14 protein-coding genes are annotated in these 13,447 nt (G+C 64.9%); 9 read left to right on the top strand and 5 right to left on the bottom strand.

Translation table 11 applies throughout. From position 1 onward, the window contains the following. Window positions 1–29 precede the first annotated feature (29 nt). Window positions 30–845, bottom strand: coding sequence for an AraC family transcriptional regulator (locus WS89_RS17365; protein ID WP_059503723.1), 816 nt, complete (start codon window positions 843–845; stop codon window positions 30–32). A 196-nt stretch (window positions 846–1,041) separates the two neighbouring features. Between WS89_RS17365 and WS89_RS17360 the strand changes: the two genes are divergently transcribed. Further along, entirely contained in the window at window positions 1,042–1,755 is a 714-nt protein-coding gene (locus tag WS89_RS17360; RefSeq protein ID WP_059792246.1) for an autoinducer binding domain-containing protein, read from the top strand. Window positions 1,756–1,826: 71 nt separating this feature from the next. On the opposite strand, the gene leuA is transcribed toward WS89_RS17360, so the two are convergent. Then, on the bottom strand, window positions 1,827–3,536 hold the full coding sequence (gene leuA, locus WS89_RS17355; protein WP_179949872.1) for a 2-isopropylmalate synthase: 1,710 nt from the start codon (window positions 3,534–3,536) through the stop codon (window positions 1,827–1,829). 953 nt (window positions 3,537–4,489) lie between these two features. Here leuA and WS89_RS17350 point away from each other — a divergent pair. From WS89_RS17350 to WS89_RS33810, 4 genes are all read left to right on the top strand, one after another. Next, window positions 4,490–4,879, top strand: a complete 390-nt coding sequence (locus WS89_RS17350) for a fucose-binding lectin II (protein ID WP_059792242.1) — start codon at window positions 4,490–4,492, stop codon at window positions 4,877–4,879. A 120-nt stretch (window positions 4,880–4,999) separates the two neighbouring features. Next, entirely contained in the window at window positions 5,000–5,293 is a 294-nt protein-coding gene (locus WS89_RS34680; protein WP_257128180.1) for a hypothetical protein, read from the top strand. A gap of 28 nt (window positions 5,294–5,321) precedes the next feature. Further along, window positions 5,322–6,056 carry a fucose-binding lectin II gene (locus tag WS89_RS17345; RefSeq protein ID WP_059792241.1) on the top strand — a complete coding sequence of 245 codons (735 nt, stop codon included), beginning with the start codon at window positions 5,322–5,324 and terminating at the stop codon, window positions 6,054–6,056. Between the two features lie 456 nt (window positions 6,057–6,512). Further along, the gene (locus WS89_RS33810) at window positions 6,513–6,827 is read left to right on the top strand and encodes a hypothetical protein (protein ID WP_156440564.1); all 315 of its coding nucleotides are present in this window, start codon (window positions 6,513–6,515) and stop codon (window positions 6,825–6,827) included. A gap of 94 nt (window positions 6,828–6,921) precedes the next feature. On the opposite strand, the gene WS89_RS17340 is transcribed toward WS89_RS33810, so the two are convergent. The 3 genes from WS89_RS17340 to WS89_RS17330 form a co-directional block, all read right to left on the bottom strand. Then, on the bottom strand, window positions 6,922–7,488 hold the full coding sequence (locus tag WS89_RS17340) for a cytochrome b (protein WP_059792238.1): 567 nt from the start codon (window positions 7,486–7,488) through the stop codon (window positions 6,922–6,924). Beyond that, window positions 7,485–8,558 carry a catalase family peroxidase gene (locus tag WS89_RS17335; protein WP_059792236.1) on the bottom strand — a complete coding sequence of 358 codons (1,074 nt, stop codon included), beginning with the start codon at window positions 8,556–8,558 and terminating at the stop codon, window positions 7,485–7,487. Before WS89_RS17335 ends, WS89_RS17340 begins: the two co-directional genes overlap by 4 nt. Window positions 8,559–8,940: 382 nt before the next feature. Then, window positions 8,941–10,311, bottom strand: a complete 1,371-nt coding sequence (locus tag WS89_RS17330; RefSeq protein WP_059792233.1) for a M23 family metallopeptidase — start codon at window positions 10,309–10,311, stop codon at window positions 8,941–8,943. 303 nt (window positions 10,312–10,614) lie between these two features. Here WS89_RS17330 and WS89_RS17325 point away from each other — a divergent pair, with 303 nt between their 5' ends. From WS89_RS17325 to WS89_RS17315, 4 genes are all read left to right on the top strand, one after another. Beyond that, window positions 10,615–11,484, top strand: coding sequence for a mechanosensitive ion channel family protein (locus WS89_RS17325; protein ID WP_059792231.1), 870 nt, complete (start codon window positions 10,615–10,617; stop codon window positions 11,482–11,484). A gap of 286 nt (window positions 11,485–11,770) precedes the next feature. Further along, entirely contained in the window at window positions 11,771–12,193 is a 423-nt protein-coding gene (locus tag WS89_RS17320) for an NUDIX hydrolase (RefSeq protein ID WP_059792229.1), read from the top strand. A gap of 535 nt (window positions 12,194–12,728) precedes the next feature. Beyond that, complete coding sequence (locus WS89_RS32615; protein ID WP_027781942.1) at window positions 12,729–12,956, top strand: DUF2191 domain-containing protein; 228 nt, start codon at window positions 12,729–12,731, stop codon at window positions 12,954–12,956. Next, on the top strand, window positions 12,953–13,387 hold the full coding sequence (locus WS89_RS17315; protein WP_218921300.1) for a TA system VapC family ribonuclease toxin: 435 nt from the start codon (window positions 12,953–12,955) through the stop codon (window positions 13,385–13,387). Before WS89_RS32615 ends, WS89_RS17315 begins: the two co-directional genes overlap by 4 nt. Window positions 13,388–13,447: the final 60 nt, after the last annotated feature.

The raw sequence follows: 13,447 nt of genomic DNA, 5'->3' as shown, positions 1-13,447 counted from the left end.
CGGCGCGGTGGCAGTGGTGGCAGTGGGGGTCAGCGCGCCGCCGCTTCCGCCGCCGCGAGGTACTGGCTCGGCGTGACGCCGAACGCGCGCTTGAAGGTGGCCGCATAGGTGGTCGGGCTGCGATAGCCGACCTGGTGCGCGGCCTGCGTGACGGGCATGCCGCTCGCGAGCAGCGCGAGCGACATCGACAGCCGCAGTTGCTGGCGCCACGCGGCCACGCTCATGCCGGTCTCGCTGCGAAACAGGCGCGCCAGATGGCGCGCGCTCAGCGCGGCGTCGCGTGCGAGCGTGTCGAGCGGCAATTCGCAGTGCGGCTCGCGCTGCAGCCGCTCGCACAGCTTCAGCAGGCGCCGGTCGCGCGGCAGCGGTAACGTGAGCGGCGTCTGCGCGAGTTCGCGCAGCTCGTCGGCGAACAGGCGTGCGAGCGGGTCGTGCTCGATGCTGCAATCGAACGGATGGGACACCCGCGTGGCGAGCTCGCGCAGCAGCGGCGATACGGTCATCGCGCACAGCGTGGCCGGCAGCCGCGCGCTGAGCGCGTCGCCGAGGTAGAGCGAGCAGAACTGGACGTCGTCGGCCACGTGCATCGCATGGACGGTGCGCGCCGGAATCCAGATCGCGCGCAGCGGCGGGGTGATCCAGCGCTGGCCTTCGACGTCGAGTACTAATACGCCGCGCGTCGTAAACAATAGTTGCCCGGCCTGATGCGCATGCGGTGCATACTCGTGAGCAAGCGCGCGGGCGGGGGCCGACGCGCGGGGCGGTTCGATCGCGCGGATCCCGCCGAAGGCGAACGCGCGCGCGCCGGCGCGCGCGAGGAGAGGCACGTCTTGAACGCTGGTCATGGTCGATCGTCCTGATACGAAACCGGAGGGGTACCGCAACACGTGAAACGACGGGGGGACAGGTGCCCGCACAAGCGGGCCCGTCGTGCGAACAGCCGCCATTAAACCGGCGTCGGCTTCGCCTCAAAACTGTCCTTTTGAACAGGATACGCGCGGGCCGCAATGCACGGCCCGCCCACACCGACGAGGATCACCGATGGACCTGACAATACTGCACGACTGTTTCGACGCACTACAGCGCGCGCCCACCGCGGAAGCCGCGTTCCCGCCGATTGCCGCCGCCGCGGCCGCGCTCGGATTCCGGTATTGCGTGTACGGCTTGCGCCGCACGCTGCCGCTCGCCCGGCCCGACATGCAGATCGTCGGCAATCATCCACGCGAATGGGAACACCGTTATGTGAAATTCGGCTACGTCGCCATCGATCCGATCATCAAGCGGGTCGCGAGCCAGCCGCGGCCGGTCGTATGGAATGCGTTCGACGAACCGGGCGACACCGCGTTCTGGCACGACGCGGCGTGCTTCGGGATGCGTTACGGCTGGTCGCACGGCGGCTACGATCGGGCCGGCAACCTCGGCGTGCTGACGCTCGTGCGCGACACGACACCGCTCGATGCGGACGAGATCTCGCGGCTGCGCGCACCCTGTGCAAGCCTCTCGCATGCGGCGCACGCGTACCTGATGCCGCGCCTCGCCGATCCGATCGCGCCGGTCGGCACCGGGCTGACGCTGCGCGAGCGCGAGGTGCTGGCGTGGACGGCCGACGGCAAGACGGCCTACGAAATCGGGATGATCTTCGGGATCGCGGAGCGAACGGTGAAGTTCCATCTGCAGAACGCCGTCGTGAAGCTCGACGCGATGAACAAAACGCATGCGGCCACCAAGGCTGCGATGCTCGGGCTGTTGCCCTGACGGCGCACACGCGCGCGCCGTGACCTGAAAAAGAAACCCGGGCCGGCCCTGCCGCCCGGGTTTCGACCCGCTTATGCGACGGCCTGCACCGCCGGCTGTCCGGCAAAGAAGGTTGCCTGTGCAACCTCATCCGCGCGGGCATACGCGCGGTTCACGCCGCTGATCACCGCGCGAATCGACGCGGTCGTCAGGTTCGCATCGACGCCGACACCGAACGCGCTGCCGCGCACGCCCGTGCCGGCCAGTTCGGCGATCGCGATCGCCTTCGCATCGGCGCCCTGCGACAGCGCGCGCTCCTCGTAATGCTGGATCCGCAGCGGCGTGTGCAGCGCATGCATCAGCGCATCGAGCGGCCCGTTGCCCTCGCCGCGCAGCACGCGGCGCTCGCCGTGCACGTCGGCGGTCAGCACGATCGTCTCGCGGCCGTCGCGTTCGCTCAGCTCGTGGCCGACATAACGCAGCGGCGCGTCACTTTCGACGTACTCCTGCTGGAACAGCGCCCAGATCTGCGCGCTCGTCACCTCGTGACCGCTCTCGTCGGTCAGGCGCTGCACGGCCGCGCTGAAATCGACCTGCATGCGGCGCGGCAGCACGACGCCGTAGCCCTGTTCGAGCAGGTACGCGATACCGCCCTTGCCCGACTGGCTGTTCACGCGAATGATCGAATCGTACGTGCGGCCGAGGTCGTTCGGATCGATCGGCAGGTACGGAACTTCCCATACGGTATCCGCGCGCTGGACCGCGAAGCCTTTCTTGATTGCGTCCTGGTGCGAACCGGAGAACGCGGTGAACACGAGGTCGCCGACATACGGATGGCGCGGGTGGACCGGCAACTGCGTGCATTCCTCGGACGTGCGCGCGACTTCGTTGATCTGCGAGAAATCGAGGCCCGGATCGACGCCCTGCGTGTACAGGTTCAGCGCGAGCGTCACGAGGTCGACGTTACCCGTGCGTTCGCCGTTGCCGAACAGGCAGCCCTCGATCCGGTCGGCGCCGGCCATCACCGCGAGCTCGGCCGCCGCGACCGCGGTACCGCGGTCGTTGTGCGGGTGGACGGACAGGATCAGCGAATCGCGGCGCGCGAGATTGCGGTGCATCCACTCGATCTGGTCCGCATAGTAATTCGGCGTGCCGATTTCCACCGTGGCCGGCAGGTTCACGATCGACTTGCGCTCGGGCGTCGGCTGCCACACGTCGAACACCGCGTCGCAGACTTCCTTCGCGAAATCGAGTTCGGTCGCCGTAAAGGTTTCCGGGCTGTACTGCAGCGTGAATTGCGTGTCGGTCGCCGCATCGGCGCACCGCTTGATCGTGCGCGCCGCGTTCACCGCCAGTTGCTTCACGCCGTCGCGATCGAGGTTGAACACGATCTTGCGGAATTCCGGCGCGGTCGCGTTGTACAAGTGCACGATCGCGCGCTTCGCGCCGCGCAGCGATGCGAAGGTGCGCTCGATCAGGTCGTCGCGCGCCTGCGTGAGCACCTCGATCGTCACGTCGTCGGGAATGTGGCCGCCCTCGATCAGTTCGCGCACGAAGTTGAAATCGGTTTCGGACGCGGACGGGAACGCGACCTCGATCTCCTTGAAGCCGATCGCCACCAGCGTCTTGAACATCCGCATCTTGCGCGCGGCGTCCATCGGCTCGAACAGCGCCTGGTTGCCGTCGCGCAGGTCGGTGCTCATCCAGATCGGCGCCTGCGTGATCGTGCGCGACGGCCACGTGCGGTCGGGCAGGTTGACGGGCGTGAACGGTCGGTATTTGGTCGCGGGGTTCTTCAGCATCATGATGTCGGTCCTCGGTCTGTTTGTCGGTGAAGCGCGGCGCGGCGGCCATCGGCGTGATGAGCCGGGTATCTGCGCAGCGGTAAAAACGGCAAAAAAGCGGCACAACGGCAAAGCGGTACGGCAAACGACGGCCTTGGCGGTTGAGCGACCGGGACGGAGCGGAGTGGTGACGGAAGAAAGACGAACTCAGGCGCCGGTCGACAACCGGGGCCAGGTCGGTGATGCGGGGAAAATCTGGCGCTTCAGGAAAGAAGCAGATGGAAAGCGCGCAGCCGCAGACCCAGCCCGGAGAAGCGGGCTAGTAGTCGTAGCGAGAAAAGGAACTGGGCGGCGTGCATGACCGGCATCAAATCACAGGGTGGCCGCGGCTGTCAACCGGGTGCGCATTTATTCCGCGTCGCCCGCTGAACGCGCGTTTGCGCAGAATCAGCCCCGTCCGATAGGCGGCGGCTTCCCACGTCGATATGCTTCACGGGTGCGGCGCCGGTGAGGTCCTATTCATGTTCGGAGTGAGTCGGTCCATCCTCTTCGCCGGTCGCCGCATACCCCTCCCCTGCAATCAGGCTTCGGTGCAGGCGTTCGACGGTGGCCGGTGGGCGCGGTCACGGCAGAGATGCTGATGTTGAAACGAAACGCTGCCATATGCGAACGCCGAGCGCCTGCTCCGAAGCCCGATCGCCCCGCCTCTCCCGCCCACCTTGCGCGCTCGCGCATCGTTCAGGAAAGCGATACACCCATCGATATCATTCATTGAATATATCGAAATCGATGTCGTTAATTACACTCCATTAAATCGAATAACGCTGTTTTTCGGTTTACTGAACAATAATTATTCTCGACTGAATATTTTTTTATTTATTTTTCGCCATGCTTTGTGCGTCGCGTTTCAAACGGCAAACGTTTGCGCGACAAGGTCGCTGGCCTTATCCAACAAGCCACAGGAGAACATCATGGCCGACTCTCAAACGTCATCCAACCGCGCCGGCGAGTTTTCGATTCCGCCGAATACCGATTTCCGCGCGATTTTCTTCGCGAATGCAGCCGAGCAACAGCACATCAAATTGTTCATCGGCGACAGCCAGGAACCCGCCGCGTACCACAAGCTGACGACGCGCGACGGCCCGCGCGAAGCCACGCTGAATTCCGGCAACGGCAAGATTCGTTTCGAAGTGTCGGTGAACGGCAAGAATTCGGCGACCGATGCACGCCTCGCGCCGATCAACGGCAAGAAGTCGGACGGCTCGCCGTTCACGGTCAACTTCGGGATCGTTGTGTCGGAAGACGGCCACGATAGCGACTACAACGACGGGATCGTCGTGCTCCAGTGGCCGATCGGCTGACCTGATACGCGATCGACGACCGACCGCAGGCGGCCGCGCCGCATGCGCGCTGGCCGGCGGTTTACCCCGGGTACGGCGGCGCCTCGCCCCACCGGCCCCGCCCTCCGTCCGGAGACGTCCATGCCCTTCCTTTCGGCTTCGCTCGTCAGCGCACCCGTCGTGACGTCGGCGACTTACGTCGACATCTCGGGCCTGTACATCGACATCGCGAACGCCGAGATTCGCGACGGGAAACTGCCCACGACGATTGCAACGACGGCACCGTGTTCCCGAACTGGCCGCTTGGCTGAACACGGCCGCCGCGAAACATCGCAATGGCGACGGGGCCAGCGATCCATTGCGAGCCGTACGAGCAGTTCCACGCTTTGCTGCGCGCGCGGCCCGGTGAATTCCGATCACAGGGTCACGCGATAACAAAACCTTCCATCAAGACGAGGACGACATGTCACAACCCTTTACCCACGACGACCTTTACGCACTGCTGCAACTCGCGGGCAACGACGCCACAGCCGTGCAGGCCAACGGCGATCAGGCCGTGCTCGACCGGATGCGGCAGTTCATGACCGCGCAGCTCGTCGAGAAGCTGCCGCAATACGACGTGTTCGTCGATATCGCGACGATCCCGTACAGCTTCGACGTCGGCAGTTGGCAGAACAAGGTGAAAGCCGATGCGGCAGGCCAGGTCGTTGCCTGCACGGTGACGTGGGCCGGCGCGCCGGGTGTGTTGCCCGGTGCGGCGGCGAAGTTCGGCGTCGGCGCGGTGGTCAATTACTTCTCGAAAGCGACGCCGCAACCCGAACAGCCGGCGCCCGTGCCGACCGGCGGCGGCGAACGCGACGGCGTCTTCAACCTGCCGCCGAACATCGCCTTCGGCGTAACCGCGCTGGTCAATTCGTCCGCACAGCAGACGATCGAGGTCTTCGTCGACGACAACCCGAAACCGGCCGCGACGTTCCAGGGCGCCGGCACGCAGGACGCGAACCTGAACACGCAGGTCGTGAACTCGGGCAAGGGGAAGGTGCGGGTGGTCGTGACGGCGAACGGCAAGCCGTCGAAGATCGGCTCGCGTCAGGTCGACATCTTCAAGAAGACCTACTTCGGGCTGGTCGGATCCGAAGATGGCGGCGACGGCGACTACAACGACGGCATCGCGATCCTGAACTGGCCGCTGGGTTGAGTCGCGGCAGCCTGACGAGCGTCGCCACGCCGCCCGGCGTGGCGATCGATCGTCCTCGCGCCCTCGCCATCCACGAGCCCAAGCCCCCGACGTGATGGGTCCCGCTGATCGTCCGGGCAAAAGAGACGGCATCTGATCGCCAGCAAGCTCGTCGACAGGATCGAGTTGCTTGGTGCACTGCCGACGACGGCGCGAGAGTTTGGTTGAGGCTTCGTTCTGCCCCATCCGCCATCGGTCTTCACGGGAAGGCGATGGAACCGCAGGACTCATTCGATCGAATCGGAATCCGGGACGACTGCGCCATGTCATTTTTCCAGTGCGCTGCATCGGCCGGTTCGATCCGCCATACAAGTTGGACATATAGATCGCGAGACTATATTCTTTCCCGAAGTCACGCCGGCACGACGATCACTCCAGTCGAACATGACCGCTCCAATCAAATCACAAGGAAAATAGATGTTCAACGGAGCATTATTTATTTTCGAAATACTCGTCGTCGTTTTAATTATTATCGCGTCGATCATCGAGGCCATTCAGCACCGTGGCCTACGCAAATGGTATTGGCTGACCTGCGTATGTGTGTCACTCGCCGGGGCAATATGCACTGCTTACATCCTGATGTTCCCGTTAAAATCTGCCGGCAACATCGGAGATTCCGCATCGACAGCGCATCTGGCGATAATTTCAATATCACTCACCTGCGCCGGACCGCTTCTTTCCCTGCTTGGCATGATTCATTCATCAATCGGACGATTAACAAAAAAATCATGAAATAGATTCGGCCAGCAGATAGTTCGTACCGCTGGACGACCGCCGTCGGAGCCGCCATTCGACGCGCCCCGACGACGATCAAACGATGGACCGCTCAGCCGCGCTGCCGCCCACCGCGCGCCATGCTGGAGAAAACGCCGTCCCGGTAAATCCACGCATGAACCAGGGCGGCCGACAGATGGGCCAGCACGACGACGAACAGCAGCCGCGCCAACAGGCCATGCGCGTCGCGCAACCATGCGAAGAGCGTCGGACTGGCCGGTACGATCGCGGGTAGGTTGACGCCCTTGAACAGCACGATCGGGAAACCGCCCGCCGACAACAATGCCCAACCGATCAGCGGCAATGCCAGCATCAGCGCATACAGTGCCCAGTGCGATGCTTTCGCTGCAAGTACCTGCCAATACGGCAAGCTCTCCGGCAGTGCCGGCGGCCGGCTGCGCAGACGGTTCGCGACGCGCAGCAGCGCCAGTACGAGGATCGCGATACCCAGCGGCCGATGCAGGTCGATCAACCAGATCCGGTGATGCAACGACGTCATCATCCCGGCGCCGATGAACAGCATGGCCAGGATCATCGCGGCCATCAGCCAGTGCAGACCGCGCGCCAGCGCGTTGAAGTGGCGCGGTGCGCCGCCGTTCGTGATCTTGCGCGGTTTCATTTGACCTCCTGCTTGCCGACCGCCTCGGTGGCCTTGCCGTAGCCGATTTCCCGCTCGCGGCGATTGAACGAATGCGCGTATGCCCCCGAACGCGCGTTCAGGATCGGATCGTTCGACACCTCGACGCCCGCGGGCACGATCGACGGATCGAAGTTGATGTCGCGGCACGCGCCCTCGGCCTGTTCGACAACGCGCGTCATCTCGAGCGTGCCGGCGACGCGCTGCTTGCGATCGGCCGGCCACGGCTGCGACGCGTCGTCGACGGGATCGCCCGGCTGCGCCAGTTGCAGCACGTAGTCCCAATAGAGCGGCTTCCGGGCGAGGCGCTCGCGCACGCCTTCGAACAGGAAGTCGTGGTCGGCCTTCTGCCGCTGTGCGTCGCTCATCGGCATGAACGGATCATGCGGACGCATCATCCAGCGCACCGGCTGCCGGTAACCGTCGGCGGCCACGAGATAGAAGGCGTTGACGCTGTAGAACGTCGCGCCCGCGAAACTGCCCGGGGCCGGCTCCCGCGCCGCCCATTTCATGAACTTCTCCGCCTCCGGGTACGCTTTCAGGAACGCGGAAACCCGTGCAGGGTCGGGCTGGCCGGTGGCCGGATCGGGCGCGGTCGCCTGCTGCATGGCCAGAAAGCCCTCCGGTTCGTGTGTCGCGAAGTACGGCTGGTTGTTCATCGCCATGCGCCATTGCTGCTTGTCGTCGGTCGTCAGCAGCAGCGCCATGCTCAGCGTCGTCGTGGAACTGTCCGCCGCGTACGGGCTGCCGGTGCCGATCGAGAGCCGCCCGACGACCGGAATGTCCGCCTGCCTGAAAACGCGCGCGGTCGACAACGACGCCGCCGCAGGGTCGGGACGGAAGGTGCCGGCGAAGCAGACGCCCTTGCCGTGCGCGCGGCGAAAGCCGGGCGGAAACGGCTGCGGGGTTTCCGACACCAGCGATACGCTGGTCGTGCGCGAGCCGATCCAGCCGGCCGTCCACGCAAGGGCCGACGTCAGTGCGCCCGCAACGGCGGCGATCGCCGCCAGCGCCCCCCACGTGCGTTTCGACGTGAAATCCAGTTTTGACATAGATGGTTTTTCATCCCGTTGTGTCGTCGTGCGTGCCGCGCCGGGTTTCGCATAGCGCGGGCGTCGATGCATGAAGCGCGTGGCCGCGCTCACGGGCGCCATCGGGCGCCCACGATCGAGTCGATTGAGGTATGGACGTGTAGCGACGATCCGCTGCGGAAATCGCTACACGCGATGCATACGAAAATCTTAGCGACGGGGTAAACGCGAGACCATCAGACCGGGCTGAATTTGCCGGCCGCGTGTAGGACCAGTCCGGCTGGAGCGGGAGCGCGCGCGGTACCGTCCCGCGCGCTCGAGTGCGACAACGACGGAACGGTGCGTATCGGGCCCATTCCCCATGTGGCGATATTGGCCCGACGTTACCGACGATGGCCGGCAATCAGCCGGCATGCGGCGCCGAAGGCGTCGACATCGCAACCGGCTGCGCGAATGCGGCCGACGCCAGTTGCGTACGTGCGTCACGGGCCACGCGGTTGAACACCACGCGCTGCGCGCCCGTCAGTTTCGCCGCGTTGGCTGCGTGCACGAGTTCGATCGGATCGACGAGGTGGGTATGCCGGCGCACTTCGAAGTGCAGATGCGGGCCGGTCGCCGTTCCCGTGCTGCCGACCGCACCGACACGCTGCCCGCGCGCGACGCGCGAGCCGACACGCAACGCAGGCTCGAACGCCGACAGGTGCGCGTAGTACGACGCGTAGCCGCCGTCATGCCGAATCACCACGTACTTGCCGTAGCCGCGCGGCTCGGTGCCGATGAACGTCACGACGCCATGCGCCGACGCATGGACGGCGCGACCCGCCGGCGCCGCGAGATCGACACCTGAATGCACGTGACGCGCACCGCGCACCGGATGCACGCGCGTGCCGAATCGCGAGCTGATGCGCGTCGCGGCGACCGGCATCGCGAAGTGCGCGCCGGCGATCGGCATGCCGCCGAGGTCGTAATAGGCGCCGGTCGAACCGGCCTGCGGGACAAACCACACGGCCGCGACGTGCTGCCCGCGAAAGCGGATGTCGAGCGCCGTCACGCGTACGCGGCCCGGCCGCGTTGCGTCGTGGTCGGGCTCGAATGCCACGCGGAAAGTGTCGCCATGCGCGGCGCGCTGCTTCGGATCGACGCGCCCGGCCAGCATGCGGACGATCTGCGCGGCGGCGCCGGCCGGCAGATCGGCGCGCGCCAGCGACGCGTGCAGGCTGCCGACAATTGCGCCGGCGCGCGTGCCGCGATCCGGCTGCGCGAGCGTGAACGGCTCGGCGGATGCCAGATCGACGGGACCGTGCGCAAACGCCGACTGCGCGCTCGTCACGGGCAACGCCGACGCCAGCCCGTAATCGAACCGCGACGCATAGTCGCGTTCGACCGCACCGCGTGCGATCTCGCACAGCACGCGATACGCAACGCAGGCGCCGAAGCGCGCCACCGGATCGTCGCGCTCCGCGTCTGCCGACACGTTCAACGCACGCGACGCATACGCGACGTCGAGCGGCGCCGCCGATACACGCAGGTCGCCCCACGTCGTGCGCGCGGAATTGAAGAAAGGCACGTCGACAAGATCGGCCGTTTCCGCCGTCGCGAATGCGAAGGGGGCGACATCGTGAGCGGCCTGGGCTGGCGCGCTCTGAGCGCCGGCCACGCAAGCTGCCGCGATGACGCCGCGCAACAGCGCGCGGTACATCGGGAAACGCACGACGCCGCATCGGACGAATCGACCTTGTTCGCGTGCGAGACGGGAACGCAGGTCGAACCGCATGACGTCGTCACTCGCTATCAATGAAAATTCGGGAAAACCGGGTATCGCGGAGGAACAGGCGTCGCGATCCGGCAACATGAAATCGAGTGTATCGGGCGGCTTGAAACGGGCAAATAGGACCAATCCTATTTTTATGGAACATCGTTTAGTACTGTAACGAAATCCGGATGCGCCCTTCATCCGACACGGCGACGACGCCGCCCTCACACACGCGTGCGAACCATCGCGCGCCGTGCATGGTCGAACGCTGCCTGCGCACGCTCATGCGCGCCGCACATCGTTTCACCCAACCGGAATCCGTTCATGTCTCTCGATCAACTTCACCCGGAACGCTGGACGTTCCTGTGGAACGCTCTGTCCACGCTCTCCATCAAACTCTGCGCCGCGCTGGCGCTGCTCGTCGCCGGCTGGTGGCTGTCGAAGCGCATCGGCAACTGGCTGAACCGGCTGCTCTCGAACAAGGAGCGCGTCGACGACACGCTGCGCCCGATCCTCTGCGACGTCGCCGTATGGGGTATCCGCATCGTCGCGATGGTCGGCGCGCTGTCGCAACTCGGCATCGAAACCGCGAGCATCGTCGCGGTGCTCGGCGCGGCAGGCCTCGCGATCGGGCTCGCGCTGCAAGGCACGATGCAGAACATCGCGGCCGGCATCATGCTGTTGTTGCTGCGTCCGTTCAAGGTGGGCGATTACATCGACGGCGGCGCCGGTGTGGCCGGCACCGTCGACGAGGTCGGGCTGTTCATGACGCGCCTGACGAAACCGGACGGCATCTGCGAATACGTGCCGAACAGCGCGCTGTGGGGCAGCGCGATTCGCAACTACACGCGCAACCCGACGCGCCGCCTCGATCTCGAAGTGGAAGTGTCCGTGCATGACGATATCGATCGCGCGCTCGATGCGCTGCACGCGCTGGCTGTGGCCGATCCCGACGTGCTGCAGGACCCGGCGCCGGACGTGATGGTGATGCGCTTCGACGACAGCACGGCCGTCGCGAACATGCGCGTGTGGACGCATACCGACAACTTCTGGGCGATGCGCTGGCGCCTCGCGCGCCAGGTGCGCAAGACGCTCGCCGATGCGAAGTGCGCGCTGCCGATCCGCACGCGGGAGCTGCACATCGTGCACGACGCGGAGCGTCGTGCGGACAGCACGCGCGTCCGACGCGTGTAATCGCCGCGGCGGCGGGCGCGCCCGGAGCGCCCCGCCGCCATCACGACCACGGCGGCGATCGCCGCGTCGCGGTACGCAACCGCCCTGGGTCGAGTTTCCGCCCATCCGCCTTCGAATCGGACCCGTCTGATTCACTGCGCGACATCGTCTCGCGACAATGGCCGTGCCGGACGAAACGGTCATCTCGTCCGGCACGCAGTAGCGAACCTGTCCTTACCTTGCCGCCCTTCGCGGGCGGCGTCTTTTTGTCCGCCGTTCGACGCGGGCATGCAATCAGGAAACCAAAATGAAAGAACGCGCCACCGTCCTTTGTCGACGCGGCGACCGGATCCTTCTGGTCGCCCGGTTGAATGCCCGCTGGGCGCTGCCCGGCGGCAAGCCGCACGACGGCGAATCGCTGCGCGACGCCGCGCGGCGCGAATTGCAGGAGGAAACCGGGCTCGCGTGCGGCAACGCGCGCTACTTGTTCCGGATCGCGGGCACGCATAAGCTGCATCACGTGTTTCTCGCCGAGATCGATCCGGCTGCAACCGCGCAGCCGGCGAACGAAATCGCGCATTGCGCGTGGATCGACCGTGAATCGCTCGGGTCGCTGCACTGCAGCCGGCCGACGCCGCTCATCGTCGAGCTCGCGTTCGAATGGCTGCGGCAGCCGCGCCTCGTGCCCGGTGTAGTCGACCGCGACGTGTTCGCCGATATCGCGGCCTGAGGTCTCCGCTTCCATCTGGCGCGCGATACCGGCGCGCCCGCGTTACATCCCGACGATGTCGAGCAGCGCCTTCGTGCCACTCTTGTACGTGAACACAGAGATCGCGCCGTGCTTCAGCTTGCCCTGCGGCGTGAGGACGAACGTATCCGTCCCGATGTCGCTGCTTCTGGCGTCGTTACGCGGATGCGGTAGCCTGAACGCGATTGCAGGCGCCCCTGCGGCTGGCCGCCCCTCTCAAAGGTGCGGATCCGGTGCATCAGGTCGGCATACGCACCCGTTACAGATAGCACGGGTTCTTGCGCCGGTCATTTCGTACCTCGACGCAGCGCCAGCATGCAGAACCGGATCGATCACCCGCGGTATGGGTCGCACAATAATTTCCGTAAAATCAAATACTTGATTGAATACCCGGGTCGAATTTCCGATAAATCAAAGGCGCTGCCATCCTTCGGAGCCTCTTGATGATTGATGCTTGATGTTTGATGAGCTCGTAGTAAAATGAGTGATGTTTGATGCTGAACGGGAGAACCACCTCATGCGTACCACGATCGATATCGATGACGACGTCCTCGCATTCGCCCGGGAACGTGCAAGGCCGGGTACAAGTATCGGCAAGGTCATTTCCGAACTCGCTCGCGCCGCATTGCAGCGAACGCCGGCCAACCAGACGAGCCGCAACGGGTTACCTCTGATGCCGGTCTCGTCGTCAGCCCACCCGGTCACGCTTGATACTGTTAATCAACTTCGTGACGATTCGCTTTGATCACCTACCTTCTCGACGTCAATGTTCTTATTGCATTGCTGGACCCTTCGCACGTTCAGCACGAATCCGCGCATGCATGGTTCGGTCGCGTCGGATACGCTAGCTGGGCCACATGCCCACTGACCGAGAACGGCGTTCTTCGGATCATCGGTCATCCAAAATATCCGAATACGATGGGTTCGCCGGTATCCGTTGCACCGCTCGTCGCGCAACTGCGGGGCCACGCAGGCCATAGTTTCTGGCCGGACGATGTGAGCTTGCTCGACGCAGAACGCGTCGATGCGACTCGCTTGTTGTCCTCTGCGCAGCTGACCGACACGTATCTGCTCGCGCTCGCTCGCGCGCACGGCGGCAAGCTCGCGAGCTTCGACCGGCGACTTGTCGTCGATGCTGTGCCGAACGGCAGAAAGCACCTCGAATTGATTTCTTGAACGTCAGTCGAAGGAAAACCGAGGCTGCGACGAACGTCAGGTTTCGTTCAGCCGTTCCGA

The sequence above is a fragment of the Burkholderia sp. MSMB1072 genome (genome assembly GCF_001524725.1).
In the GTDB taxonomy this organism is placed as follows: domain Bacteria; phylum Pseudomonadota; class Gammaproteobacteria; order Burkholderiales; family Burkholderiaceae; genus Burkholderia.
This window is presented reverse-complemented; position numbering and strand designations above follow the sequence as displayed.